This window comes from Thiomicrorhabdus aquaedulcis (genome assembly GCF_004001325.1).
GTDB lineage: Bacteria > Pseudomonadota > Gammaproteobacteria > Thiomicrospirales > Thiomicrospiraceae > Thiomicrorhabdus > Thiomicrorhabdus aquaedulcis.
In genome coordinates this window covers 1,087,325-1,111,181 of the sequence record NZ_AP018722.1, presented here as the reverse complement: position 1 = coordinate 1,111,181, position 23,857 = coordinate 1,087,325, and the positions used below count along the sequence as shown (strand labels likewise).

At 45.0% G+C, this 23,857-nt stretch carries 24 protein-coding genes; 13 read left to right on the top strand and 11 right to left on the bottom strand.

From position 1 onward, the window contains the following. Nucleotides 1-4: 4 nt before the first annotated feature. The 5 genes from EP181_RS05035 to hda form a co-directional block, all read right to left on the bottom strand. Complete coding sequence (locus EP181_RS05035; protein WP_232023529.1) at nucleotides 5-580, bottom strand: efflux RND transporter periplasmic adaptor subunit; 576 nt, start codon at nucleotides 578-580, stop codon at nucleotides 5-7. A gap of 10 nt (nucleotides 581-590) precedes the next feature. Then, nucleotides 591-1,958 carry a TolC family protein gene (locus tag EP181_RS05030; protein ID WP_127470687.1) on the bottom strand — a complete coding sequence of 456 codons (1,368 nt, stop codon included), beginning with the start codon at nucleotides 1,956-1,958 and terminating at the stop codon, nucleotides 591-593. 41 nt (nucleotides 1,959-1,999) lie between these two features. Then, nucleotides 2,000-2,560: a thioredoxin family protein gene (locus EP181_RS05025; protein WP_127470686.1), complete on the bottom strand. Its 561-nt coding sequence runs from the start codon at nucleotides 2,558-2,560 to the stop codon at nucleotides 2,000-2,002. A gap of 19 nt (nucleotides 2,561-2,579) precedes the next feature. After that, complete coding sequence (locus tag EP181_RS05020) at nucleotides 2,580-3,110, bottom strand: TlpA disulfide reductase family protein (RefSeq protein ID WP_127470685.1); 531 nt, start codon at nucleotides 3,108-3,110, stop codon at nucleotides 2,580-2,582. 87 nt (nucleotides 3,111-3,197) lie between these two features. Beyond that, nucleotides 3,198-3,905 (bottom strand): DnaA regulatory inactivator Hda, encoded by a 708-nt coding sequence (hda, locus tag EP181_RS05015; protein WP_127470684.1) that lies wholly within the window; start codon nucleotides 3,903-3,905, stop codon nucleotides 3,198-3,200. A 282-nt stretch (nucleotides 3,906-4,187) separates the two neighbouring features. Here hda and purM point away from each other — a divergent pair, with 282 nt between their 5' ends. The 4 genes from purM (at nucleotide 4,188) to dcd (ending at nucleotide 7,627) form a co-directional block, all read left to right on the top strand. After that, nucleotides 4,188-5,237 (top strand): phosphoribosylformylglycinamidine cyclo-ligase, encoded by a 1,050-nt coding sequence (gene purM / locus EP181_RS05010; protein WP_127470683.1) that lies wholly within the window; start codon nucleotides 4,188-4,190, stop codon nucleotides 5,235-5,237. 99 nt (nucleotides 5,238-5,336) lie between these two features. Continuing rightward, nucleotides 5,337-6,008: a phosphoribosylglycinamide formyltransferase gene (gene purN, locus EP181_RS05005; protein ID WP_127470682.1), complete on the top strand. Its 672-nt coding sequence runs from the start codon at nucleotides 5,337-5,339 to the stop codon at nucleotides 6,006-6,008. Nucleotides 6,009-6,017: 9 nt separating this feature from the next. Beyond that, a complete protein-coding gene (locus tag EP181_RS05000; protein WP_127470681.1) occupies nucleotides 6,018-6,761 on the top strand; it encodes a DUF3108 domain-containing protein in 744 nt (247 codons plus the stop codon). 251 nt (nucleotides 6,762-7,012) lie between these two features. After that, nucleotides 7,013-7,627 (top strand): dCTP deaminase, encoded by a 615-nt coding sequence (gene dcd / locus EP181_RS04995; protein ID WP_127470680.1) that lies wholly within the window; start codon nucleotides 7,013-7,015, stop codon nucleotides 7,625-7,627. Nucleotides 7,628-7,704: 77 nt separating this feature from the next. Here the strand turns inward: dcd and EP181_RS04990 are convergent, their stop codons facing one another. The 5 genes from EP181_RS04990 to arfB all read right to left on the bottom strand — a co-directional run bounded on the left by EP181_RS04990 (nucleotide 7,705) and on the right by arfB (nucleotide 12,863). Then, nucleotides 7,705-8,049: a DUF4156 domain-containing protein gene (locus tag EP181_RS04990; RefSeq protein WP_127470679.1), complete on the bottom strand. Its 345-nt coding sequence runs from the start codon at nucleotides 8,047-8,049 to the stop codon at nucleotides 7,705-7,707. A 130-nt stretch (nucleotides 8,050-8,179) separates the two neighbouring features. Then, nucleotides 8,180-10,462 (bottom strand): Tex family protein, encoded by a 2,283-nt coding sequence (locus tag EP181_RS04985; protein WP_127470678.1) that lies wholly within the window; start codon nucleotides 10,460-10,462, stop codon nucleotides 8,180-8,182. 183 nt (nucleotides 10,463-10,645) lie between these two features. Next, on the bottom strand, nucleotides 10,646-11,614 hold the full coding sequence (locus EP181_RS04980; RefSeq protein WP_172959696.1) for a PA2778 family cysteine peptidase: 969 nt from the start codon (nucleotides 11,612-11,614) through the stop codon (nucleotides 10,646-10,648). A gap of 172 nt (nucleotides 11,615-11,786) precedes the next feature. Further along, nucleotides 11,787-12,158, bottom strand: coding sequence for a DUF6627 family protein (locus tag EP181_RS04975; protein WP_127470676.1), 372 nt, complete (start codon nucleotides 12,156-12,158; stop codon nucleotides 11,787-11,789). Between the two features lie 291 nt (nucleotides 12,159-12,449). Next, nucleotides 12,450-12,863: an alternative ribosome rescue aminoacyl-tRNA hydrolase ArfB gene (gene arfB, locus EP181_RS04970; RefSeq protein ID WP_127470675.1), complete on the bottom strand. Its 414-nt coding sequence runs from the start codon at nucleotides 12,861-12,863 to the stop codon at nucleotides 12,450-12,452. Between the two features lie 404 nt (nucleotides 12,864-13,267). Here arfB and EP181_RS04965 point away from each other — a divergent pair, with 404 nt between their 5' ends. Continuing rightward, complete coding sequence (locus EP181_RS04965; protein WP_127470674.1) at nucleotides 13,268-14,029, top strand: DUF4395 domain-containing protein; 762 nt, start codon at nucleotides 13,268-13,270, stop codon at nucleotides 14,027-14,029. Between the two features lie 145 nt (nucleotides 14,030-14,174). Here the strand turns inward: EP181_RS04965 and ilvA are convergent, their stop codons facing one another. Then, nucleotides 14,175-15,701 carry a threonine ammonia-lyase, biosynthetic gene (gene ilvA, locus EP181_RS04960; RefSeq protein ID WP_127470673.1) on the bottom strand — a complete coding sequence of 509 codons (1,527 nt, stop codon included), beginning with the start codon at nucleotides 15,699-15,701 and terminating at the stop codon, nucleotides 14,175-14,177. Nucleotides 15,702-16,014: 313 nt separating this feature from the next. On the opposite strand from ilvA, the gene EP181_RS04955 reads away from it, so the two are divergent. The 8 genes from EP181_RS04955 to hemL all read left to right on the top strand — a co-directional run bounded on the left by EP181_RS04955 (nucleotide 16,015) and on the right by hemL (nucleotide 23,821). After that, nucleotides 16,015-18,063, top strand: coding sequence for a TonB-dependent receptor domain-containing protein (locus tag EP181_RS04955; RefSeq protein WP_127470672.1), 2,049 nt, complete (start codon nucleotides 16,015-16,017; stop codon nucleotides 18,061-18,063). 211 nt (nucleotides 18,064-18,274) lie between these two features. Then, nucleotides 18,275-18,904 carry an SCO family protein gene (locus EP181_RS04950; RefSeq protein ID WP_127470671.1) on the top strand — a complete coding sequence of 210 codons (630 nt, stop codon included), beginning with the start codon at nucleotides 18,275-18,277 and terminating at the stop codon, nucleotides 18,902-18,904. A gap of 118 nt (nucleotides 18,905-19,022) precedes the next feature. Next, nucleotides 19,023-19,526, top strand: coding sequence for a copper chaperone PCu(A)C (locus EP181_RS04945; RefSeq protein ID WP_172959695.1), 504 nt, complete (start codon nucleotides 19,023-19,025; stop codon nucleotides 19,524-19,526). A gap of 148 nt (nucleotides 19,527-19,674) precedes the next feature. Beyond that, a complete protein-coding gene (locus tag EP181_RS04940) occupies nucleotides 19,675-20,199 on the top strand; it encodes a hypothetical protein (protein WP_127470670.1) in 525 nt (174 codons plus the stop codon). A 204-nt stretch (nucleotides 20,200-20,403) separates the two neighbouring features. After that, nucleotides 20,404-21,069 (top strand): ribose-5-phosphate isomerase RpiA, encoded by a 666-nt coding sequence (rpiA, locus tag EP181_RS04935; RefSeq protein WP_127470669.1) that lies wholly within the window; start codon nucleotides 20,404-20,406, stop codon nucleotides 21,067-21,069. 162 nt (nucleotides 21,070-21,231) lie between these two features. Beyond that, nucleotides 21,232-21,735 (top strand): TlpA family protein disulfide reductase, encoded by a 504-nt coding sequence (locus EP181_RS04930; protein ID WP_127470668.1) that lies wholly within the window; start codon nucleotides 21,232-21,234, stop codon nucleotides 21,733-21,735. A 28-nt stretch (nucleotides 21,736-21,763) separates the two neighbouring features. After that, nucleotides 21,764-22,414, top strand: coding sequence for a thiamine phosphate synthase (gene thiE, locus EP181_RS04925; protein WP_232023528.1), 651 nt, complete (start codon nucleotides 21,764-21,766; stop codon nucleotides 22,412-22,414). A 123-nt stretch (nucleotides 22,415-22,537) separates the two neighbouring features. Further along, on the top strand, nucleotides 22,538-23,821 hold the full coding sequence (gene hemL, locus EP181_RS04920; RefSeq protein WP_127470667.1) for a glutamate-1-semialdehyde 2,1-aminomutase: 1,284 nt from the start codon (nucleotides 22,538-22,540) through the stop codon (nucleotides 23,819-23,821). Nucleotides 23,822-23,857: the final 36 nt, after the last annotated feature.

Here is a 23,857-nt window from a genome sequence, read left to right as displayed (position 1 = left end):
TTTTTTATTGGGTTGCGGTTTCAAGCTCTAGCAATGGACTGTTTTCTTCAAACACTGTGCTGCCAAGGGGCGCGTTAATCTTAAGCACTTTGCCATCCACAGGGGCTTTTATAAACACATACTTTGACCAGGCCTGGTGCATTGCCACATCGGCTTTGGCTTTTTCAAACGCGGCTTGCGCCATATCGTGCGTTAATTTAGCGGCGTCTAAGGTACGTTTGGCCGTGACCGTGCGATCAAATAAATCTTGTGCTTGCGCAAGCTCAATTTTAGCATCGGTCAAAGCAAGTTTTTGGCGTTTTTGTTCGGCCAGTAAACTGCCCAACTTGGCTTGAAAGCGCTCTGAATCTAATTCCATAAGCGCATCACCTTTTTTAACCACTTGACCTTCACTTACGGTAACCTTGGTCACTTGGCCTGACACCAAAGCACCAATATGCACCGTTTGTGCGAACACCGAAGCGCTCAAAACACTGGTTAATAAACCACCCAATGCGACACTCAACATACGCGACACTGAACGCGGGCGACGGCGTACTAAAAACAATTGGACTTGAGTATTTCTTGCTGTGTATTTCATATTTTGTTCCTTAATTTTGGTTGACTGGCATCGACTTGCCCAATAAATAATCCAACTGCGCCCACAACAGTGCTTGCTTAAACTGCCACGCCACGTCATTAAAATTAGCCTGTGATAAGCGCACCATCGCATCGCCTAAATCGGTACTGCTTTCGTTTTCGTATACCGCTCGACTGTAATCCAAATACAAATCGGCGTAATCACCAAACACCGTATTTTGATTTTTTTCGGCGGCCAATAACTGAATGTTAAAATACACCTGCGTAATGTCATCTCGCAATTGTTGGCTATACAGCTGAACATTGGCCTGTGCTTGCTGCAATTGCGCCTGCGACAACGCCACCGCTGCTGTACGTGCGCCACCGTCGTACAGTGGAACATCAACGGTTATTCCCACTTGCCAAGCACCTTCACGCGTTTCGGGGTAGCTCGATAACTGCCCTGCCCATGCATCACCGCGCACGGTTGGCTTGCCCAGCCTTTGACTGCTTTGCAACGCTAATTGTTGCGCTGCAACGTGCTGCGTAAGCGCCTGTAATTGAGCATTTTGCGACAACGCTTCTGCGTGCAGTTTGTCTAGGTTTAAATCTTTTACATCACGATTGGCATAAGCTTTTAAATCCGGAAAACTCAACTCGTCTGGTCGTGCCGTTGGCAAATTTAGAGCATTGGCCAACTGCAAACGACTTTGCAGTTGCGCATTGGCCGATTGTGAACGCTTAACCAATATTTGCTCATAACGATTTTGCTCGGCTAATAAGTCTACGTCTGATAGCTTGGATAACGCATGATATTCTTTGGCTTTATCAAACCCAATAAACGCCACGGCCATCTCTTCGTTGTCGATTCGATATTGAAAATCAGCAAGCAAGACGTTAAAAAAACGTTGCATTAGCGTTAAACGGTATTGGTGTTCAACCATGGTCAAACGTGTTTGTTCGGCCAAAGCCGATTGCTGGGCGGCTTCAATGGCAAATTGGTTTTGATTAAAATCGTACAGCACTTTGCCCACATGCAATGCCAATAGATTATGCGGTTGATTTTCAAAAGCAAAATCACGTCGACCCAAACGGCCTTGTGCATCGATGACGGTATTTGTGTTGACGGCTTGTTGCTCAATTTGCGCTTGTGCGTAAGCCAACTTAGCCGCTTGCAAGTGCAACGGCAGTGCGGCCGTAGACGTTTGCGCCAAAACAAACTCTAAGGTTAACGGATTAGGTAATTCGGCTGCCATGACTGGCTTAGCCACTCCATCGGCAAGTGCTGCATGGCTAAACAACGCAAAGGTTAGCACCGTTAAGGGTATTTTTTTAAACTTAAACATGGCAACAACTGACGTGCTGTTTTTTACCCCATGACCAAAAAATGAAAATAACATGAGCAACCCTTTCTAAGGTTCAACGATTAATGGGTGACTGATTACTTTTGCTGGCGCTTGTAGGCCGTAAAAGACTGCGTTAAATAACTGCCGTCCACCACATATTGTGCCAGCAATTTAAACTCTTCTTTGGTGCGTGTCGGGCCGGTGTATTTTAAAATTGGCTTACCGGTTAAATCAAACACAATCATCACGGGCGTAGCACGCACGCGGTATTTTTTCTCGGACAACTCTTGAGCAGTGCCTTTGGTGCCGTCAAAATCAACCATGTCGTTGCTGCCTTCAATGTCCACTTCAAAGGTTAAAAATTGCCCTTTAAACAGCTCGATTACATCGGGCTCAGTCATAATGGTTTCACGCATGCGATGACAAAATGGACATTCATCCATGTGAAAAAACACAAAAATGCCTTTTTTATTCTGTTCTTTCGCGGCGGCTAATTCTTCTTGAAGATTACCAAATGTTTCGTCAAAAAAAGCACTGGCTGACCAGGCCTGGCTAGATATAGTAAGCAAACTTGCCACTAATAAGGCTTTAAACACACTAAAACCATTTAATATAAAACGAGTACGGTACGATGACTTAGGTACTGATAACAACATATAAACCCCTTTGACCATTTTATTTTTTAGCGTTGTAGGACTGCATAAAATCTTCAAGCATTTTTTGATCAACCATGCCTGTTCGGGCAGCGACTACCGTGCCGTCTGGCGCTACCATGTAAGTGGTGGGCAAACCTTGCAACTTACCAAATGGTGTAGTGCGCCCGTCCACAGTGCCTTCAAACCGCACCACTGGAAAGTTAATCATCTGCGATTCTGCAAAGGCTTTTACTTTGCTGATTTCGTTGGCTTCATAGTTTACGCCAATCACAATCGCATCTTTGTCTTTATGTGCTTCGTGAAACAGCACCAAATCTGGAATTTCAACCAAACATGGCGGACACCAAGTTGCCCATAAATTCACAATAACCCATTTGCCTTTATAGTCCGACAACATTGTGGTTTTACCGTCTAAACCAATAAATTTAATGTCTTCTTCTGGTGGAGCGGCGTGCACGGTTGGCGCAAAGGTAAGCCCAGCCAAACTAACCGACATTAAGGCCACTTTAGTGGCGGTTTTAAACGTAGTAATAAATGAGTTAAACGTCATGTAATTTCCTATTTTAAATAAAAGACCTTTAAAGATCTCAAGTAATAGAGACCTGTGCAGGTCTCAATAAATTAACTTAAGGCTGTGCTAAACCTGTTGTAAAACTTTTTTAACAAACGGCAACGTCAAACGGCGTTTTTCAACCAAACTGGCTTGTTCTAACATTTTAAGAACCGCCAACAACTCTTGTAAATCACTCGAAAACTGTTTAACCAAATAGTTACCCACCTCTTGTGGCAGCTCAAAACCCAGACGTAAACTGTGACGCTGTAAGGCCAAAATCACTTCGTCTTTTTCGGTTAACGACTCAATTTCAATGGGCAAAACGGTCATCAGTGCTTTGGCCAGTTCGGTGGTAGCAATGGGCCATTTAGAAATAGCCACATCTCCGGCCAACAACAAAGAGTGCCCCTGCACGCTCGATTTGGTGATTAAATTGGCCAGCGCTAATTCCCACGGTTTTTGGCCAATAAATCGACTTATGTCATCTAAACAAACCAACGGCGTTTGCTCAAGACCGTTAAGAACATCGGGAATAAGTGGCAAACTGGCGTCACTCATAGGCAAAAACACACTGGTGTAACCTTGCTCGGTCACGTAACGACACGCGGCTTGCAATAAATGGGTTTTACCAGAGCCACCTTCGCCCACCAAATAAAACGCGCCACCGGCGTCTTTTTTAAGACTTTGCTGCAAGGTGTTTAACGCTAACGCCAAAGACTCTTTTTCGGTTACAAACGTGGCAAAACACGCGTCATCTCTTAAGCCTATTTTTAAAGGCATTTGTACTAGCATTACAGCATTCTCCAGGCCTGGTGAAACCAAGCCGCGATTAAAACGACGATGTGTCTAAAGTAGGTATATTTAAAGCTAACGCATCAAATCATCCCACAAACCACGCTAAACAAGCGATTAAACGTAAACTTATTAACCCCAATCTTAAAATTTCGTTACAATATAATAATGTTTTTTAATAAAGTTAGTACAGACTTTTACCGGGCAAAACGCCCATTCTGGCGCTCTTTTATGTGTTGCCGCTCCCACTTTTAAATAATGACTTAGATTTAGACAGAGACTATGACAACAAATACCCAATCCATTAGTTACAAAGACGCCGGTGTTGATATTGATGCAGGTAATGCACTCGTTGACGCCATCAAACCCATTGCAAAAGCCACGGCACGCCGTGAAGTATCTGCGTCTTTGGGCGGTTTTGGTGCGTTGTTTGAGCTGGACATGAGCAAATACAAAAACCCGTTACTGGTATCGGGTACCGACGGTGTTGGCACTAAATTACGCCTAGCCATCAACAGCGGCAAGCACGACCAAGTGGGCATTGATTTAGTGGCCATGTGCGTTAACGACCTGATTGTACAAGGTGCCGAGCCGTTGTTCTTTTTAGACTACTACGCCACCGGTAAACTTGAATTAGACGTAGCCACCAGCGTTATCAAAGGCATTGGCGACGGTTGCTTACAGTCTGGTTGTGCATTAATTGGCGGCGAAACCGCCGAAATGCCTGGCATGTATCCAGACGGTGATTACGACCTAGCTGGTTTTTGCGTCGGCATTGTTGAAAAAACCGATTTAATTGACGGCACCAAAGTTCAAGCCGGTGACGTATTACTGGGCTTAGCGTCCAGCGGACCACACTCTAACGGTTACTCGTTAATTCGTAAAATAATCGAAGTCTCTAACGCCGATGTCCAAATGGACATGGACGGCCAGCCATTAATTGACGCACTCATGGCGCCCACCAAGATTTACGTAAAATCCATTTTAGAGTTAATGAAAGCGATTGATATTCACGCTATTTCGCACATTACCGGTGGTGGTTTATTAGAAAACATTCCACGCGTTATGCCGCAAAACACCATGGCACAGGTCAACACCAACAGCTGGAAACGCCCTGCCGTGTTTGATTGGATTCAGGCCGCCGGCAATGTTGAATACGAAGAGATGCACCGCACCTTAAACTGCGGTATTGGCATGGTCGTGGTGGTAAACCCCAACGATCAACAAAAAGCCATTGATCTACTGACCGCTTCGGGCGAAAGTGTCTCGGTGATTGGCGTAATTGAGCATTCTGAGACAGCACAACCTTGGGTTAAGTTGGTTAAAGGTTAAACCTTAAAAGCTTAAATTTTAGGCGTTAAACATTTTGATTGCGGTGCGCTGTAACGCGGTTCAGCCGCAATCAAATATCTGGTTTTTATTGTGACTTCTATGACTTCTGTTCAAAACACCCCACACACACACCTCACCCCCAAACGTATTGCTGTACTTATTTCTGGCAGCGGCTCAAACTTGCAAGCCATTATCGAGCATCAAAAAAATCACGCCCATTTATATCAAATTGTTTTGGTGGTCTCTAATCGACCCAATGCCTTTGGCTTAAACCGCGCGGCGGCGGCAAATATTCCAACGCTTACCATTAATCACACTGACTACGCCAGTCGTGAGTTATTTGATGAATCGTTGCAATTTGCTTTAGACAAAGCGCATCTGGATTTAGTGGTGTTAGCGGGTTTTATGCGTATTTTAACGCCCCATTTTACGCAGCATTTTTTAGGGAAAATGCTCAACATTCACCCCTCTTTACTGCCCAAATACCCAGGGCTCAACACTCATCAAGCCGCATTACAAGCCGGTGACACTCAGCACGGTTTAAGCGTGCATTTTGTAACCCCCATGTTGGACAGTGGCCCAGTCATTTTACAGGCCACCGTAAACATTGAACCTAATGACACCGCAGAAAGCTTACAACAAAAAGTTCATACTCAAGAACATCTAGCCTACCCATTGGTAATTGAATGGTTTGCCCAAAACCGATTACAATACAAAGACAACCAGGCCTGGTTAGATCAAAAACCCTTAATAATCCCACAACAGCTGTAGTTTAAGAACATGGCTAAAACGACTTTTACGTTGCAATTTTTTTATACCTTTTTAGTAAGCGTTATAAGCTTGCACAGCGTATTAGCCTATGCAGAACCCTTAACCAATTTTAACGCCACTTTTAGCGTGCACGCCTTTGGCGTAACGTTGGGACAATCCAACCAATCACTTCGCTGTAATGCGCAACAATGCACTCTAATAAGCGACACCCGTCCTACTGGTTGGGCGCGTGCATTCGTGTCCGAATATTCGGTCGAAACCATCAAGCTAACCCAAACAAACAATACGTTAACCTGGTTACAATACCAAAAAATGGGTGTATTTACCGAAGACGGCATAGAGCAAAAAAAATGGGTAACACTGCAACGCGATGCCCAAAATGGGCGGATTTTGTACACTGAAAAAAACCGCACATGGCCAGAACAAACCGCCCTTTACGACATTATCTCGCTGGTTTATGCCATGCAACATGCCAAACTTAATCAGCAACCTTTAACGCAGTTTTATGTACAAGACACCAACTTCCAGGATAAAATCGTATTTAAAACCCTAGATCAGGCCAGTTTTATCGACTTAGACTTTAGCAAATCTCCCGTAAACAGCCTGCATTACGCATTTGAAACACAAGGTGCCAAAATTGATGTTTGGTTATTACCAACCTTACGCTACTTTCCGGGTAAAATACGCGTCGAAAATAAAAAAGAAAATCACACTATTACCCTTAATTTACTGCAAAACCCGACATTTTTATAACCTACATGAGCGCTTTGCACGACAGGATTGACACTCAACTACCTCTTGGCGATGTAAAAATAGGTCGAGTTTTATAGATTTCGTTACACCCCAAAAGTACTTTCGTTGGGATATCATGTGACAATAACGCGTTATTAACTGCAACTGGGTTTTAGCGCTATTCTGTAAAGTTTTGCCAGATTTTTATTGTGATCCCCTCTCGTGAATGCAGTTCAACTTACCAATAGCACTCTTAATAAAAAGCACCCCCTATGAAACTAAGCGATCGCGACATTATTCAATACTTAAAAGCGGGCAAAATTGCCATCGAACCTCAACCGCATGCCGACAAAATTAAAGGCATAAGCGTCGATTTACGCTTAGACAATCGCTTTAGAGTGTTTAACGATCACACTGCACCTTACATTGATTTAAGCGGCCCAAAAGACGAAATGCAAAAGATAATGGACACCGTAATGGGCGAAGAAATTTTAATCGCCGACGATAAAGCATTCTTTTTGCATCCAGGTGAGTTGGCTTTGGCGGCCACGTATGAATCGGTTACCTTGCCCGACTATTTAGTAGGGTGGTTAGACGGACGCTCAAGTTTGGCGCGTTTGGGTTTAATGGTTCACGTAACTGCCCATCGCATTGATCCAGGCTGGCACGGGCAAATTGTATTAGAAATTTTTAACAGCGGCAAATTGCCATTAGCATTGCGCCCAGGCATGGACATTTGCGCCATTAATTTTGAAACGCTTTCCAGCGCTTCTATAAAACCGTACAACAAGCGCAGTGACGCTAAATACAAAAACCAAAGTGGCCCCACATCCAGTCGCATTAACCAAGACCAAGACAATGAACGCCAATTGGATTTGTTAAGTTAAACGTATTTTATAAGCGCTGTTAAGGCGCTTATAAACTCATACAACCCTAACCACTAACAACGCAATGCCTACTGGTATTATTGTTGTTGTGCTGTATTACAACGATACACATCAAAACTCATACGACCGTCAATGGGTGGCGTGGTGGCTACAATGGTGTCACCGCCCATTCGAGCGGCTTCGTTTTGTGCTAACTTAGTTAAGTCGCCTCTAATAGCATTAATATCACGTTCAAAAAAGCCTACCTTATCGCGCGCTGTTGACGTAGTACTGCCTATCTTTTGGCAATTGGTCACATCGTAGGCGTACTTAATATCGACTCGGTTAGCGCCTTCAATGGGCTTTACCCAACTGCACGCCGACAGGGATACAAAAGCCAATCCCAATAAACCTATTTTTAAACCGCTTATTTTTTTAAACATGTTATTTTCCTTTTTAATCTTAATTTTTAGTCTTAATTTTAAGTCTTTTCTCGTATAAAACAACAACAAACCGTTATGAGTAATGTGCCACAAATGGTTAAAATTTGGTAAATTTGCCCGTTATTATTTACTAACTCTGTGTTTTCATGGTCAAACTTATGCGCTTACGCGCCGCGTCTACTTCAAGCACCCTTACCGTCACGATTTGACCGGCTTTAACCAGTGCGTGCGGATCCTTGATAAACTCATTGGCCAACTGCGAAATGTGTACCAGTCCATCTTGATGCACGCCAATGTCCACAAACGCCCCAAAAGGAGTAACGTTGGTCACAACACCGTCCAAACTCAATCCAGGGGTTAAGTCGGTTATTTTAGTGATGTTTGCGGCAAAACTCACTACTTTAAAACTTGGTCGAGGATCTCGCCCGGGTTTTTCAAGTTCAGACACAATGTCCTTAAGGCTCACTAAGCCCATGGTTTCTTGTACAAAATCGCCTAATGGAATGCGTTTAATCAGTTCAGCCTGCCCCATAAGCTCATGCACCGAGACCTGCATGCGCTTGGCCATATTTTCGACTACCTCATACGATTCTGGGTGCACCGCCGATTGATCTAAGGGGTGAACGCCCCCGCGAATACGTAAAAACCCCGCACACTGCTCAAACGCTTTAGGCCCTAAACGCGGTACTTTCTTGAGTTGTTGACGACTGGTAAATGCGCCATATTGGTCACGATGATGCACAATCTCATCGGCTAAGCGCGGCGATAACCCCGACACATATCCTAATAAAGCGCTTGAGGCGATGTTTAAATCGACCCCCACTAAATTAACGCAATCCTCAACCGTATTATGCAAAGCTTGCGCCAAGGCACCTTGATTAACATCATGCTGATACTGACCCACGCCAATGGCTTTGGGGTCAATTTTAACCAACTCGGCCAACGGGTCTTGCAAACGCCTTCCAATGGATACCGCACCGCGAATGGTCACGTCTAATTGTGGAAACTCTTTTTGAGCAATTTGAGAGGCCGAATACACTGAAGCGCCGGCTTCTGACACCACTACTTTTTGTGGAATAACCTGTTCAGCATGGTTTAGGCTTACCAAGAGTTCGTCTACCCATTGCTCAGTTTCACGTGAGGCCGTTCCATTGCCAATACTAATAAGCTGTACTTGGTACTGCTCAACCCAGCGTTTAAGACTTAATAATGACGGATTCCACTGGTTTTGTGGGGCGTGAGGATACAGCACATCATGGTGTAAAAACTTTCCAGTCGCGTCAATAATGGCCAATTTAACGCCACTTTTAAAACCAGGGTCTAACGCCAAGGTTATTTTATTGCCCGCAGGTGCGGCCAACAAAAGTGCTTTAAGGTTTTGAGCAAAGACCTCTATGGCGACCTGTTCAGCGTGTTCGCGCAACCGGCTAAACAGTTCGGTTTGCAGACTTTTAGCCAACTTGGTTTTCCAGGCCTGCTCTATGGTCTGGGTTAAAAATAGCTCGCCTTGAGATTTGAGTGCTTTATCACTGAGCTTAAGATGATTAAAACGGGCTATTTTCTCAACCCAAAAACGCAATGCACTGGCCGGGTCACTTGGCAACGCCAAACTTAATTTAAGCAGGCCTGCTTGCTCGCCCCTAAACAACGCTAACGCACGATGCGAGGGAATTTTGCCAATGGCTTGTGAAAAGTCTAAATAATCTTTAAATTTACTCAGGTCGTTTGCAAATTCAAAAGCGCTTGCTTGAGTGTTCGCTGGTGTATTTGCCTTATTTTTTAATGCCTTACTGCCCAGCACACCTTCGCGCCAAAGCGTTTCTCGCAAGTGATTGACCAGGCCTGGTGCATTCGTCAAACGCTCTATTAAAATAGCTTGTGCGCCATTCAACGCATCACTTTCATGGGCAATATTTTTGGCTGGATTTACAAACGGCTTAGCCATGTGATTAAGGTTAGCATGCGGATGTGTCACGCTGTTCCAAAGAGCCAATGCTAAAGGCTCTAAACCAGCGTCTTTGGCTTGGCTCACTTTAGAGTTTCTTACCGGTTTAAACGGTTTATACCAGTCTTCTAACTCGGTTTTACTGTGCATTTGCTCCAATTGCGTTTGACGCTCTGGGGTAAGCAAACCTTGCGCCTGCAAGCTTTCTAACACGGTTAGCTTACGCGCACCCAATGCGGTTAAATACGTTAGGCGTGTTTCTAATTCGCGCAACTGTATATCGTCCAATCCTTGCGTAATATCTTTTCGGTAACGGGCAATGAACGGCACGGTAGCGCCCTGCGACAACAAACCAATGGCCGCACTCACTTGCGCGGGTTTAACCTGCAGTTCTTGGGCAATACGCTCGGCATAAGCCAGTGGATTGGTAACGTTTGACAGTACATTAGAGTTTATTTGAATAGGCATAGTTGAGTGGCATACATTGGTTAAAAACAATTAAAAAAATGACGATGTTTGATGATGTTTAAAAAAGGTTGAAAAAGGTTAAAGAATGTTGACCCATCTTAGCACCCTAAAAAGCTACCTTATTCCAGTTACTCCAGCCTAAAATGCACTTGAGCAAAGGGCTTATAAAAGGTTTAAGATAATTTATTTATCCGCGTTAAGCATCAAGAGAATCTCTTGCTGACTTTGCAAAAACTGCGGCTGTGCATTAGACAAAACAACCGCTCTGTCTATGGCATCCAACGCAAATTTGGTCATATTAAGCTGCGCGTAAGTATACGCCAAGTTATTCCAAATACGCGGCTCTTGCGCATACTCTTTGGACAAAGCTTCAAAACGCTCTTTGGCCGCATGATAATGCCCTTGTTGATACTCGATATTGGCCAAACCCATTTGAGCAAGCAACTGCTTTGGCTGGCGTTTGAGCATCTGCTCATAGCCTTTTTTGGCCATATCAAGCTGACCTAATTGCTCAAAATCAACCATGGCCAAACCGTATGCCTTTAACTCTTCCATTGTGGGTAGCTCTTCTGGCGACAACACCACCATCGCCCAATAATCAGCGCGTGCCCAAGTACGCTCAAATACGTTAAAGTCCATTCGCCTAAACGCATCTTCACCGCTATGAACAATCCACTGTTTGGCATCAAAATCCACCCCAATCACCACTGAAAAATGCCATTTGGGCAAAACATCCAACCCCAAGTTTTGCAAAATAACCACCGGACGACCCAACGTTAATTGACGAATAATATCGGTCAAAGTGCCGTTAAGTGTCAGTGGTATTTTTTGATAAAAGCGCGTTACCGCCAATATTTCTGGCGTAATCGCTCCTTGTTTATTAGGGATATACAAGCGGGGAATTAATTCAGATGGGGTTATCGCAACACCCTTAACATTAAGCGCCATGGACAAGGCTGCGGGGCCACATTGGTACTCAGTTTGCGGCCAGAAAGGCACCTGATTTAACTGAATATTTGAAAAAGACTGCACTGTCGTAGATGAGTAAATGGGCGTAGACAACGGCATTTGCAACGGCAGTTGAGCGTTATCGTGGTTATTGCCAGCCTCATAAGTGTCAACAGATTCCTTTAACACAGGCTGACTTAACATTGATTGGCTTAGCGTGTGTTGCAGTTGACGAGTCTGAGGCGGCGTTGTGCAACCACTAAGACCCACCACCTGCAAAACGAGTAAAACCGGAACAACCCATAAAAATAATTTTAACAGCTGACCATTTTTAAACCTTAACACTCTATTACATTGGTTACAGTGACTAAATTGCTTAAATTGGCTTAACAAAGGTAAAAACATCCGTAGCGCCCACGGCATCGGTAAAAATAAATACTAAGAAAATAAGCACGGCAACGCCCAATATATCACCGCCGGCCGGCATGTTTTCAAGCTCGGCATTTAATGCCACAATTTGCTCATTAGTAAGCAAACTTACACGATGCGCGGCATCGGTGGCAGACACGCCCAAGTCAACTAAATCGTGGGTGAGCATTGCGCGTAAATCAACCGCAGAATCGTGTGCTTGAACCACACTGTTTTCAACCTGAAGTAACGATTGAGTAGACACCATAGCCGCACTGGCCGTTTGCACACCCATCGCCAAGAACAAACCGCTTAATATCATGGTTATTTGTTTTTTCATTATTCATATACTCCTTATGAGACCTGTGCAGAAGCAAAGGTTTTAAATGTATTTCACTTTAAAATACGAGTTAGTTTTGCTATAAAACCCAACTTATGAAACCAACTTAAAAAACCAGCTTTATAAACACTAACCCGATGTATCTATTATTGAGCATAACACCAAAGTGCCATAAAAATAGTTACAAATACTCAAACCGCTAAAATTCCTCTTTAAAACTTGCATACGCTCAATTGCAACCCATTTAGACCTTAAAAGACCACTGTTAAAGACATCTATTAAAGACCTCTACTAAGATTCAACCTTACCACGCAACTCTTTGGTAGTACTGCGTTTTGACTTTCTGTCTAAGCGCCTTTTTTGCGAGCCTTTAGTAGGTTTAGTAGGCCTACGCACTTCAACCTCAACCAGCGCCTGCTCAATAAACGCTAGTAAACGCTCCAAGGCATCTTGGCGATTTTTTTCTTGAGTGCGAAATTTTTGGGCTTTTAATACCCAAACTCCATCCTGGGTTAGACGGCGGTCTTTTAAGGCCAACAAACGTTGTTTAAACTTTTCGGGTAACGATGAGGCGTTAATAGCAAAGCGTAAATGAATGGCCGACGACACTTTATTGACGTTTTGTCCACCCGCACCTTGCGCACGAATAGCGCTTAATTCAATTTCTTCATCGGCAATGGTTAAGCCATTAGAGAGCGTTAGCATGATAATTCACTTTAGGACACCTTTACTAAAGAGACCTTTGCACGAGTCAATGCACGAATAAAAATGGTTAAAATTGACCTGATTATTGTTGAAAAACTTGCGAATAGCCAGCTATTCACGGCGTTTTCCGCCGCAATCAGGTCAATTTCCCCTCATTTTTCTTTCGCGCCTGACTAGTGCAAAGGTCTCTAAAGGTTAATAAAACACAAAGAAACCCAACTCTTTTAAGCTTACAAGAGTGTGCGAATCTTTATAAAAATAATTTTTGCACGACCAAATTTAAACACTTTGATTTTTATGGCTCAAGTCACCATACTTAAGCGTCTTCTAATATTGCCTGTTAACTTTACTTAGTGTTAACCCGCCTGATATCTAAAGTATTCTAATAACGCAAAGGAAAAAACATGTTTGAGTTTTTTAAAAACGCCTGGTTTAGAGACCCTAACGAGCCAGTCACCTACATTAACGAAGTTGCTGTACGCATTAGAGCCGGTATTTTACTGTTTATTCCGCTGTACATGGGGCTAACCCTTTTTGACGTGGTCTACACATCAAGCTGGATTGTGGATGGAAACACGGCGGTAGACACCTACGATACCGATTGGGACGGTCACATTATTTACGCCGTTGAAGCCATTAAACGCACTTACGATTACCCCGTACAAACCGCCCTGCTGTTTTACGGTTTGTTTGAAATGTTAGCCGGTATGTTTGTCTTTACTTCGCGTTTTTCACCCACCATTATTTTAAGCACTTATTTAGCGCGTAAAACTCCGCCAGTGTGGAAACCTTTGGTGCCTAAGCGCTTTGCTTGGACAATTGGGGCGACCTTAATCACCATCTGCATTTTGTTTTTTAACCCCGACACCTTTGCGGTTTGGTTAAACAATTTATGGGGCAGTCAACTGTTATCCGAAACCGAAAATTTTATTCCCTATTGGATTCCCATCAACATGGTATGGGTATGCATTGGCTTTATGTGGTTAGAGGCTATTTTAGGCTACTGTGTAGGCTGTAAAGTTCATGCTCTGCTGGTAAAGATGCGCATCTTAAAAGAAGAGTGCCACGACTGTAACAACATTGACTGGGATGAAATTGCGCGTAAACACCAAGCTAAGTTGGCGCAAGCTGAGTCAGCGCAGGCCGAACTTAACAAAAAAGACTAAAACACACTCTTAACGCATATTTAATTCATCTTTAACGCGTATTTAAACCAAAAACCCATTTGACCAGGCCTGGTCAAATGGGTTTTTTATTGTTTGAAATTCGCATTAACGAATTAACGAATTAACGAATTAACAAATTACAGCATTAACGCGTTGGTTTTAAAAACAATTCGTATCCTGGGTTATCTTGTTCGTTTACAAACGGATAGCCCAACTGGGTTAAATACACTTCAAAGGCATGATGCTGTTCGGGGGGTACTTGCACCCCAACCAATACCCGACCATAAGCCGAGCCGTGGTTTCGATAATGAAACAGGCTGATGTTCCACTCTTCACTCATTAATATTAAAAAGTTTAATAACGCGCCCGGGCGCTCCGGAAACTCAAAACGATACAATAGTTCGTTTTGAATGCCATTGGCGTGCCCACCCACCATATAACGCAAATGCAACTTGGCCATTTCGTTGTCGGTCATGTCTTGCACAGGGTAGTTTTTGGCTTTTAACTCGTTCAAAATTGCTTCTTTTTCAGGGTGACCACCTTCAGTACGCACACCCACAAACACGGTGGCATGGTCGCTGGCCGCGTATCGGTAATTAAACTCGGTAATGGCACGACGCGCGCCCAAAAGTTCGCAAAATTGTTTAAAACTACCAGGTGTTTCAGCAATGGTCACAGCAAAAATTGCTTCGCGTTTTTCGCCTAATTCGGTGCGTTCGGCAATGTGGCGTAAGCGGTCAAAGTTAACATTTGCGCCACTGACAATGCAGGCCATATCCAAGCCCGACACACCATTTTGTTCTACAAATTTTTTCATTCCCGCCACCGCTAATGCGCCCGAAGGCTCGGCAATGGCGCGGGTGTCTTCAAAGACGTCTTTAATGGCCGCACAAATTTCATCCGTGGTGACGGTAATCATCTCGTCCACACACGTTTGGGCGATTCTAAACGGAATTTTTCCCACTTGCGCCACGGCCGTACCGTCTGCAAAAATGCCCACCTGCGGCAAAATAATGCGCTCACCCGCTTTTAACGCTTCGGTCATACAAGCTGCATCGGCCGATTCAACTCCAATAATGCGAGTTTTAGGCCAAACTTGTTTAATTACGGCCGCAATACCAGCAATGAGTCCACCACCACCCACACACACAAAAATCACGTCAAATGCGCCGCTGTGTTGGCGTAACATTTCTAATGCAATGGTGCCTTGGCCGGCAATCACGTCCAAATCGTCGTAAGGATGAATAAACGTCAGTTTTTGTTCTGCCGCGAGTTTTTTGGCAAATTTTGACGCTTCATCATACGAATCACCCTCTAAAACCACTTGTCCACCCAAGCGTTTAACGGCGTTTACTTTAATGGGCGGCGTGGTGCGCGGCATCACAATCACGGATTTTACCCCCATTTTGGTGGCCGACAACGCCACCCCTTGTGCGTGATTTCCGGCCGAAGCCGCAATCACGCCGGCTTGACGTTGCTCTGCGTTTAAATTAACCATGCAGTTGTACGCCCCACGAATTTTAAACGAAAACACCGGCTGCAAATCTTCGCGCTTTAGCCATACTTTATTGTGCACACGCTTAGAAATTAACGGCGCTAATTCTAACGGCGTTTGTTGGGCTACGTCGTATACCGGGGCAATTAAAACACGGCGTAAAATCTCTTCGGGCATGCAAAATCCTTACAACGGTTAAATTAGACAAAAATGGATTATAACATTCGGCTCTACTAATCCTGGATTTTTGACCATAATCCTTCGGGTGTGCTTTAGAGCCAAGAAAAACACGTGTTGTTAAACCTTTATTAAGACTCTTTGCACACTTTCTCAACACAGCTTACGATTATTTAATTATTCTCCCTTGTTTCTTAAGGGTAATTTTTAGACCTCGCACTACAATAAACAACATTACGTAACTCACTTAAATGAGCTTACACAGCGCATTATTTACTTCATAAACATTACTTCATAAACATTAGGAATCTGTATGTTCTCTAAAAACAAATTAAACTTGGCCATATTCACCGCGTTAGCCTCAGCCTCTGTTTCAGCACCACTGTACGCCGCTCAATTAGAAGAAGTCGGTGTGGCGGCCAGCGCTCAAATTGCGCAAGAAGATACCGTAACCCGTCAAGAGTTGAGCCAAACCAGTAATTCAGAAACCGGTACCGCGCTTAGACAAATCCCTGGCGTAGATGCGGCACGTATGGGCGGTCACGGGGTAGATTTAAACATTCGTGGTCAACAATCCAGTCAGTTAAACGTGTTAATTGACGGCGCAAAAATTGAAGGCGGTTGCCCAAATCGCATGGACCCACCGACCGCTTACGCCGAACTTAGTAGTTTTGATTCGGTCACCGTGATTAAAGGCGTTAATTCGGTCACCTATGGTGCCGGCGGTTCGGGCGGGACTGTATTGTTTGAACGCAACGCCCCCACGTTTGAAGCGGGCAAACCGTACAACGGTGAAATTAATATGGGCACGTCCTCAAATGGACTCACCAGCGACCTAAACGCAACGGTGGCCGCGGGCGGCAAACAGGGCTACATTGTGTTGCAAGGCTCTAAAAAATCGGCCGACAATTACACAGATGGCAATGGCAAGGAAATAAACTCAAGCTACGAAAGCCAGCAAGGTCACATCGATTTAGGCTGGACGCCGTCTGAAAACCACGAACTGCGTTTATCGCACGAAAACACCCTGGTTGAAGATGCCCTGTTTCAAGGTGCGTTCATGGATTCTCCCGTGTCTGACGGCACCACCAGCCGCTTGCGCTACAAAGGTCAAAAAATTAGCGATGCGGTGCAAGCTATTGAGGTAGACCTGTATCAATCAACGGTTGACCACACCATGAATAACTTTGAGTTGCGTACGCCTCTTAATCCGGCACAACTTAGCGAAGTGATAAGTGACGTTGAAACCACCGGTGCAAAAGTAAAACTCACCAGCATGATTGGTCACACGCAACTGGATTATGGTGTGCAATTAGAATCCTTAGACAAAACCGCTGTTTTGTATAACCGAGTGAATGATAAATCAGTCTTTAACATGTGGCCAAACGTGTTGCAAGAAACCAAAAGTGTGTTCGCCGAATCGACCTCTTTCTTTAAAGATCAGCAAAAAGTTATTTTAGGCTTACGTTATGATGCGGTAAGCACGCAAGCCAAAGACGCTAAAACTGCGACAGAATCGAATCAAACGGCCATAAAATTATACAATGACGCCTACATTGATTACTCAGGCGACACCCAAACCGAAGAAGCCAATGTTAATGGTTTGCTACGTTACGAGCGTGTTTTAGACCACAACATTACCGTGTTTAGCGGACTAAGTCGCACCCACCGCTACCCTGACGCCACCGAGCAATTTATGGCCAAAGGTGGTACCGGGCAGTGGATCGGTAATCCCGACATCAAACCCGAACAACACAACCAATTAGACATTGGCTTGTCGCAAGCGACCAAAACCCATTCATGGGGCGTTAGCGCGTTTTACGATTCGGTGAGCGACTACATTTTGCGCGATTTAAGTCAAAATCAACCCGAAGCCATTAAATCAACCTTACCCGCAGGCAGCGTTGTTTACGTCAACAAAGACGCCACCCTTTACGGCCTTGAAATTGAAGGCGCGTTGCAAGCCAGTCAACGTGTAAAAGTGGGTGGTAATATCAGCTTAACCAAAGGCACCAACGAAACCGACAACCGCAATTTAAGCAACATTGCACCGTTGGCGGGTAACGTCTATGCGTTGTACCAAGCCACCGATTGGAGTGCCGGCACGCGCTTTAACTTTGCCACAGCGCAAACCGAAACCAACGCCCTCGCTAAAGAACTTGAAACCAACGGTTGGAGCACACTGGATGTGTACGGCGATTACAAAATCAACAAATCTGTTACTTTGGCCGCCGGTGTTGACAACCTGTTTGACCAGGCCTATGAAACCTACCTAAACCGAGTGGATTCAACGACTGGGGCAGACTACAAAGTGTACGAGCCAGGCCGCAGTGTATGGGCGCGTTTAAACGCTAAATTTTAACAACAACGCTAAATAACATTACCGTCTTTAACGCTTAAAGTTATCTATAAACTTCAAGCGTTATTTCATACTCTTGGCCACCCATGTTTGCAAATGTTTGCTAACATGGGTGGCTTTGTTGTTTGGGCAAAGGTCTTTTTATTCTGCATAAATTTTTTTAAATCTTTTTAAATCTTTTTAAATCTTTTTAAATCTCTAAACCGTGGTGATTATGAATCCAAAACTTATTTTAAGCGTTGTATTATTAGGGGCTCTTATTGGTGCCGGAGCGTTACTTTATCCAACCAATCAAACCCAAGTAGCCGCACCCGTCAACGCAACTGGGCACGCGCAACTTATCTCTAACGACCGTCCAGCCGGTGGCGACTTTACGCTAACAGGTGTTGCGGGTGAGCATTCGTTAAGCGACTTTAAAGGCAAATTGGTCTTAATCTATTTTGGTTACACGTTTTGCCCTGACATTTGCCCCACCAACCTAGGCAACTTATCGGTAGCCTACCGAGGCTTAAGCCAGGCGCAAAAAGATAACTTACAAATTTTATTTGTCTCGGTCGACCCCGAACGTGACACGCCCCAACGTCTGCAACAATACGCCGGTTACTTTGAGGCCAATGTGTTAGGACTCACCGGCACGCCAGACACCTTGGCACAAATCGCCCAACGCTACGGCGTGGTGTACGCCAAAGTAGACGACGTTAATAACGGCTCTAATTACGCGGTAGATCACTCGGCCTTTACCTATGTGGTAGACGCCCAAGGCAAGCTGCTTACCCAGCTGCCACACGCCACCTCGCCTGATGATTTTATTGCGGCGATTCAACTCTATCAACCTAAGCCGTAAGCAGGCTTTAACTGTGCTTTAAGCATGCTTAGCAAAAATCACCAGGCCTGGTTAAAGCAAAAACCCTAACCTTTAAAACCCCTTTAAACGCACCTATAACAATACAAAGCGAGTCATTATGAAAACCATCAAAACCATTCAAAAAACAATCACCCTTTTGTCTTTTAGTTTGTTAAGCGTCCTATCCAGTGCAAACGCCTTAGCCAGCCAAGCCGATGACATTGAAATCACCGAACCGTTTGCGCGTGAAGTACCGCCCGGCGCACCCGCCAGCGCCAGCTTTATGACACTTGAAAACATCAGTGACGCCCCAATTAAAATTATCAGCGCCCAATCGGCGGTATCCAAAGTGGTCGAACTGCACACCCATACCAACGACAACGGCGTAATGCGCATGCGTCAAATACCCTTTATTGAAGTGCCCGCCAATGGCATGGCGTTTTTAAAACCCGGCGGCCTGCACATTATGTTAATTGAACCGATTAATCCTATTAAGCAGGGTCAAACTGTGTCGGTTACCCTAACATTTGAAGACGGCAGCCAAAAACAGGTCGATATGCCAGTTAAATCGTTTATGAGCAAAATGGGGCAAATGAACGGCCACTCTAAAGTCGCCGAGTAATTACGCTTGGCTATGGCTTAACAGCGGCTTTACTGGTACTATTTTGGGCTGTTATGTTTTTGCATGTGACTGATGTTTAACCCAACGCCAGCCTTTGTTAACCTTTTGGGCTAACTTTTTGGCAAACCTTTTAATTGAGAGAGATTTTATGAAAAAAACTATTATTTCCAGCGGTATTGCGGTTTTGTTAAGTGGACTAATAACCTCAAATGTCTTGGCTCAACCTAACATGCAAACGCAAATGCCCACTGCGGAGCCTGGGCAAGAACCTAAGTTGCTCAATCGTGGTGGACCATTGTCCGAAATACCCACGCTTAAATTGTGCGTGGATTACCACGAACTTAAAACCGAAGCCGAACGTAAACCCTACATTGCCGAGCTGGATTTACGCTTGCAATTAAGCGTTAAAGACCATGAAAATTTAGATAAAAATCAAATTGTCACCGGCATGACCATGTGCGGCATGTATATGACCATTGGCAAGCCAATAGCCGAACAATCGCGTCAATTGCGTCCTATGGTGTATAAATCGGTACACGTTTACCCCACTAAATACTACGTAACCCAGTCAGGCTTAGTGGTAGACGCTCACGATCGCAAAGAAGGCGAAATGCCCCCAGCGTTAGTGGTTGAAACCCCCGATGTAGCACCACCGCCGGTAGCACCAAAGTAATATAATTAAAACCATAAAGCGTTTAACCAGGCCTGGTTAAATGCTTTACGACTTACGCTGCACAGTAAGTGCGGCTAAGGGCTGTTAAGGGCTTGCTGTACAAATAATGCGCAATTGATTACAATTTGACGCATTATTTTTAACACCAAACTTATTAGTTAAACTAAAAAAACAAACTATAAAATCAATAAAAAGAGGTTATCCATGACACCCCAAGATCAACTTAAACAAAAAGTCGCGCAAGCCGCCATTGCTCATGTTGTACCCGACACCATTATTGGTGTAGGCACGGGTTCTACCGCCAATTTTTTTATTGATGAACTCGCCAAAATCAAAGGCACCATCGAAGGTGCTGTGGCAAGCTCTGAAGCCACCGCGCAACGCTTAAAAGCGCACGGTATTCCGGTATTTGATTTAAACAGTGTGGCCGAAATTTCGGTCTACATTGACGGCGCAGACGAAGCCGACCCGTCTTTGCACTTGGTAAAAGGCGGCGGCGGTGCTTTAACGCGCGAAAAAATTGTCTTAGCCGTAGCCAAAAAATTTGTGTGCATTGCCGATGACAGCAAAAAAGTCGCGGTTTTGGGTAAGTTTCCATTACCCATCGAAGTCATTCCAATGGCGCGCAGTTATGTAGCCCGCGAAATTTTTAAACGCTTTGGTGGCGAGCCGGTATTGCGTGACGGCTTTACCACCGACAACGGCAACGTCATTTTAGACGTCCACGGTTTAAAAATCACCGACCCCGTGGCCATGGAAAACGAGCTTAACGGCATTGTGGGTGTGGTCACCAACGGTTTGTTTGCCGTGCGCAAAGCCGATGTATTTTTGTGCGGCACCGCCAATGGCGTCGAAACCATTACCGCGTAACTGAGCTTGTAAACGATTTACTAAAATTACACTTAAATTGTACTTAAACTTAAAAGGGTCATGTTATGGCCCTTTTTTATAACGCTTTATAAAGCATTAAATTTATAATTTATAAAGCATAAAAAATTCAAAACCCAATCAATTGTAAGTTTGGAGAACATTATGCAAAACCTAGGCAGTAAAATTTTTGGTCTATTTGTAGTAGGTCTACTGGGCACGCTACTTTATTTAACCGTGTTTTCAGACGGATTAGGCCAAGGACCTAAAATTGCAGTGCAAGACGCACAAGGTCAAACCATAAATCTCGAAAAACCCCTTAAACCCATTTTGGTTAACTTTTGGGCCACCTCATGCCCAGGCTGCATAAAAGAAATGCCCGATTTAGCCAAAATGAAACAAGCCTTAGGCGATCGTTTTGAAATCATTGCCGTATCAATGGACTACGACCCCGAAAAACAAGTGCAAAACTTCATCTCAAGCAATCCTTATCCGTTTATATTTGTAATGGACACCGACGGCAGCATTGCCAAAGCCTTTGGCAACGTATTGCTCACCCCAACCAGTTTTTTAATTGCCCCCAATGGCAAAATTGTCTACCAACAAATTGGCGAAGTGCATTTTGACCAAGTAACCGAGCGTATTAAACAACTTAGCCCACAACTTTAATCCCGCTTATACTCACTTAGACCCGCTTATGCCCTCGCCCACTATGCGCGTTGCTAAACCTAGAGTATCTGGCTTATACATTATCACCCAGCCAGATTGCGCATCCACCGCCACCTTACTAAGCCAAGTAAAACTTGCTTTGCAAGGCGGCGCGCGCTGGGTGCAATACCGCGACAAAACCGCCACTTTTGCGCATCAATTGCACACCGCCTGCTTGCTTAAACAACTTTGTAAAACCTACCAGGCCTGGTTAATTATTAACGACCACCTACCTTTGGCACTGCAAAGCCAAGCCGATGGGCTGCACCTTGGGCAAAACGACGCGCAACTTAAGCAAGCCCGCCAAGTGTTAGGACAACATGCCATTATTGGCGTGTCGTGTTACAACGACTTACCACGGGCCAAACAGATGCAAGACCAAGGTGCCGACTACGTTGCCTTTGGGCGATTTTTTACCTCAAACACCAAACCCAATGCCCCGCAAGCCGAGCTGTCTACTCTGCAACTCGCCAAACAACAACTGCGCATTCCAGTGGTGGCCATTGGAGGCGTCACCGCCAACAACACACAACAACTGATTAAGCACGGTGCCGATTCGGTCGCAGTGATTCACGGTGTATTTGCACAACCCGACATCACCGCCGCCGCGCAGAGCATTCAACAACAATTCTTACCCTAAGCCGCATTAAGCCGCATTGCCCAGCAATCGGGTGCAATTTGGTCTTTAACCCAGTGGCACAGGCGGTATAATGGTGCCCCTGAGCATCACCCCAATTTTTTGTTATCCGCACAAGGAACCCACATGAGCAAGTCACACGATCTATTTGCAGCCGCCCAAAAACACATTCCAGGTGGCGTAAACTCGCCCGTTAGAGCCTTTAAAGGCGTGGGCGGCGATCCGGTGTTTTTTAAATCGGCCAAAGGCGCGTATTTAACCGATGCCGACGACAAACAATACATTGATTACGTAGGCTCATGGGGGCCAGCTATCCTAGGTCACGCCCATCCAGACGTGGTTAAAGCGGTGCAAATGCAAGCCGAAAAAGGCTTAACCTTTGGCGCACCCACTGAAATCGAAACCACCATGGCCGACGTAGTATGCGATTTAATTCCCTCTATGAACATGGTGCGTATGACCAGCTCGGGCACCGAAGCCACCATGACCGCAATTCGTTTAGCACGCGGTTACACGGGGCGCGATATTATTGTTAAATTTGAAGGTTGCTACCACGGCCACTCCGATTCTTTATTGGTCAAAGCCGGCTCGGGCGCGTTAACCTTGGGCGTGCCCTCGTCACCCGGCGTACCCGAAGCGTTAGCCCAGCTCACCCTAACCCTAACCCACAACGACGCCAACGAAGTTCGTGAGCTGTTTGCCAAAATGGGCGACCAAATTGCCTGCATTATTGTCGAGCCCGTGGCCGGCAACATGAACTGCATTCCGCCCGAAGAAGGCTTTTTAGAAACCCTACGCGAAGTATGTGATCAACACGGTACGGTGCTTATTTTTGACGAAGTTATGTGCGGATTTAGAGTAGGTTTGCAAGGTGCGCAAGGCCTCTACAACGTGCAACCCGACCTAACCACCTACGGCAAAGTAATCGGTGGCGGCATGCCCGTGGGAGCGTTTGGCGGCAAACGCGCCATTATGCAACACATCGCCCCGCTAGGACCGGTTTACCAAGCCGGCACGTTATCAGGCAACCCACTCGCGATGGCGGCGGGATTAAAAACCCTAAGTTTAATTCAGGAAGACGGCTTTTTTGAACGACTCGACCAAAAAGCCCATGCCTTAATGGCCGGATTTCAGGCCGCGGCAGACGAACTTAACATTCCGTTTACCACCAATCAAGTCGGCGGCATGTTTGGGTTTTTCTTTACCACTGAGAAAAACATTCGCCGCTTTGCCCAAGTCACACAAGGTGACATGGAACGCTTTAAAGCCTTTTACCACGGCATGTTAAACCAAGGCATCTACCTAGCACCCTCCGCCTACGAGGCCGGTTTTATCTCAATACAACACAGCGACGCCGACATCGAAAACACCATAGCCGCCGCCAAACGCGTCATGCAAACCTTGGCGTAAAGCCGGGTTTCGTAATCGTCTAAAAGCTTTTTGGGG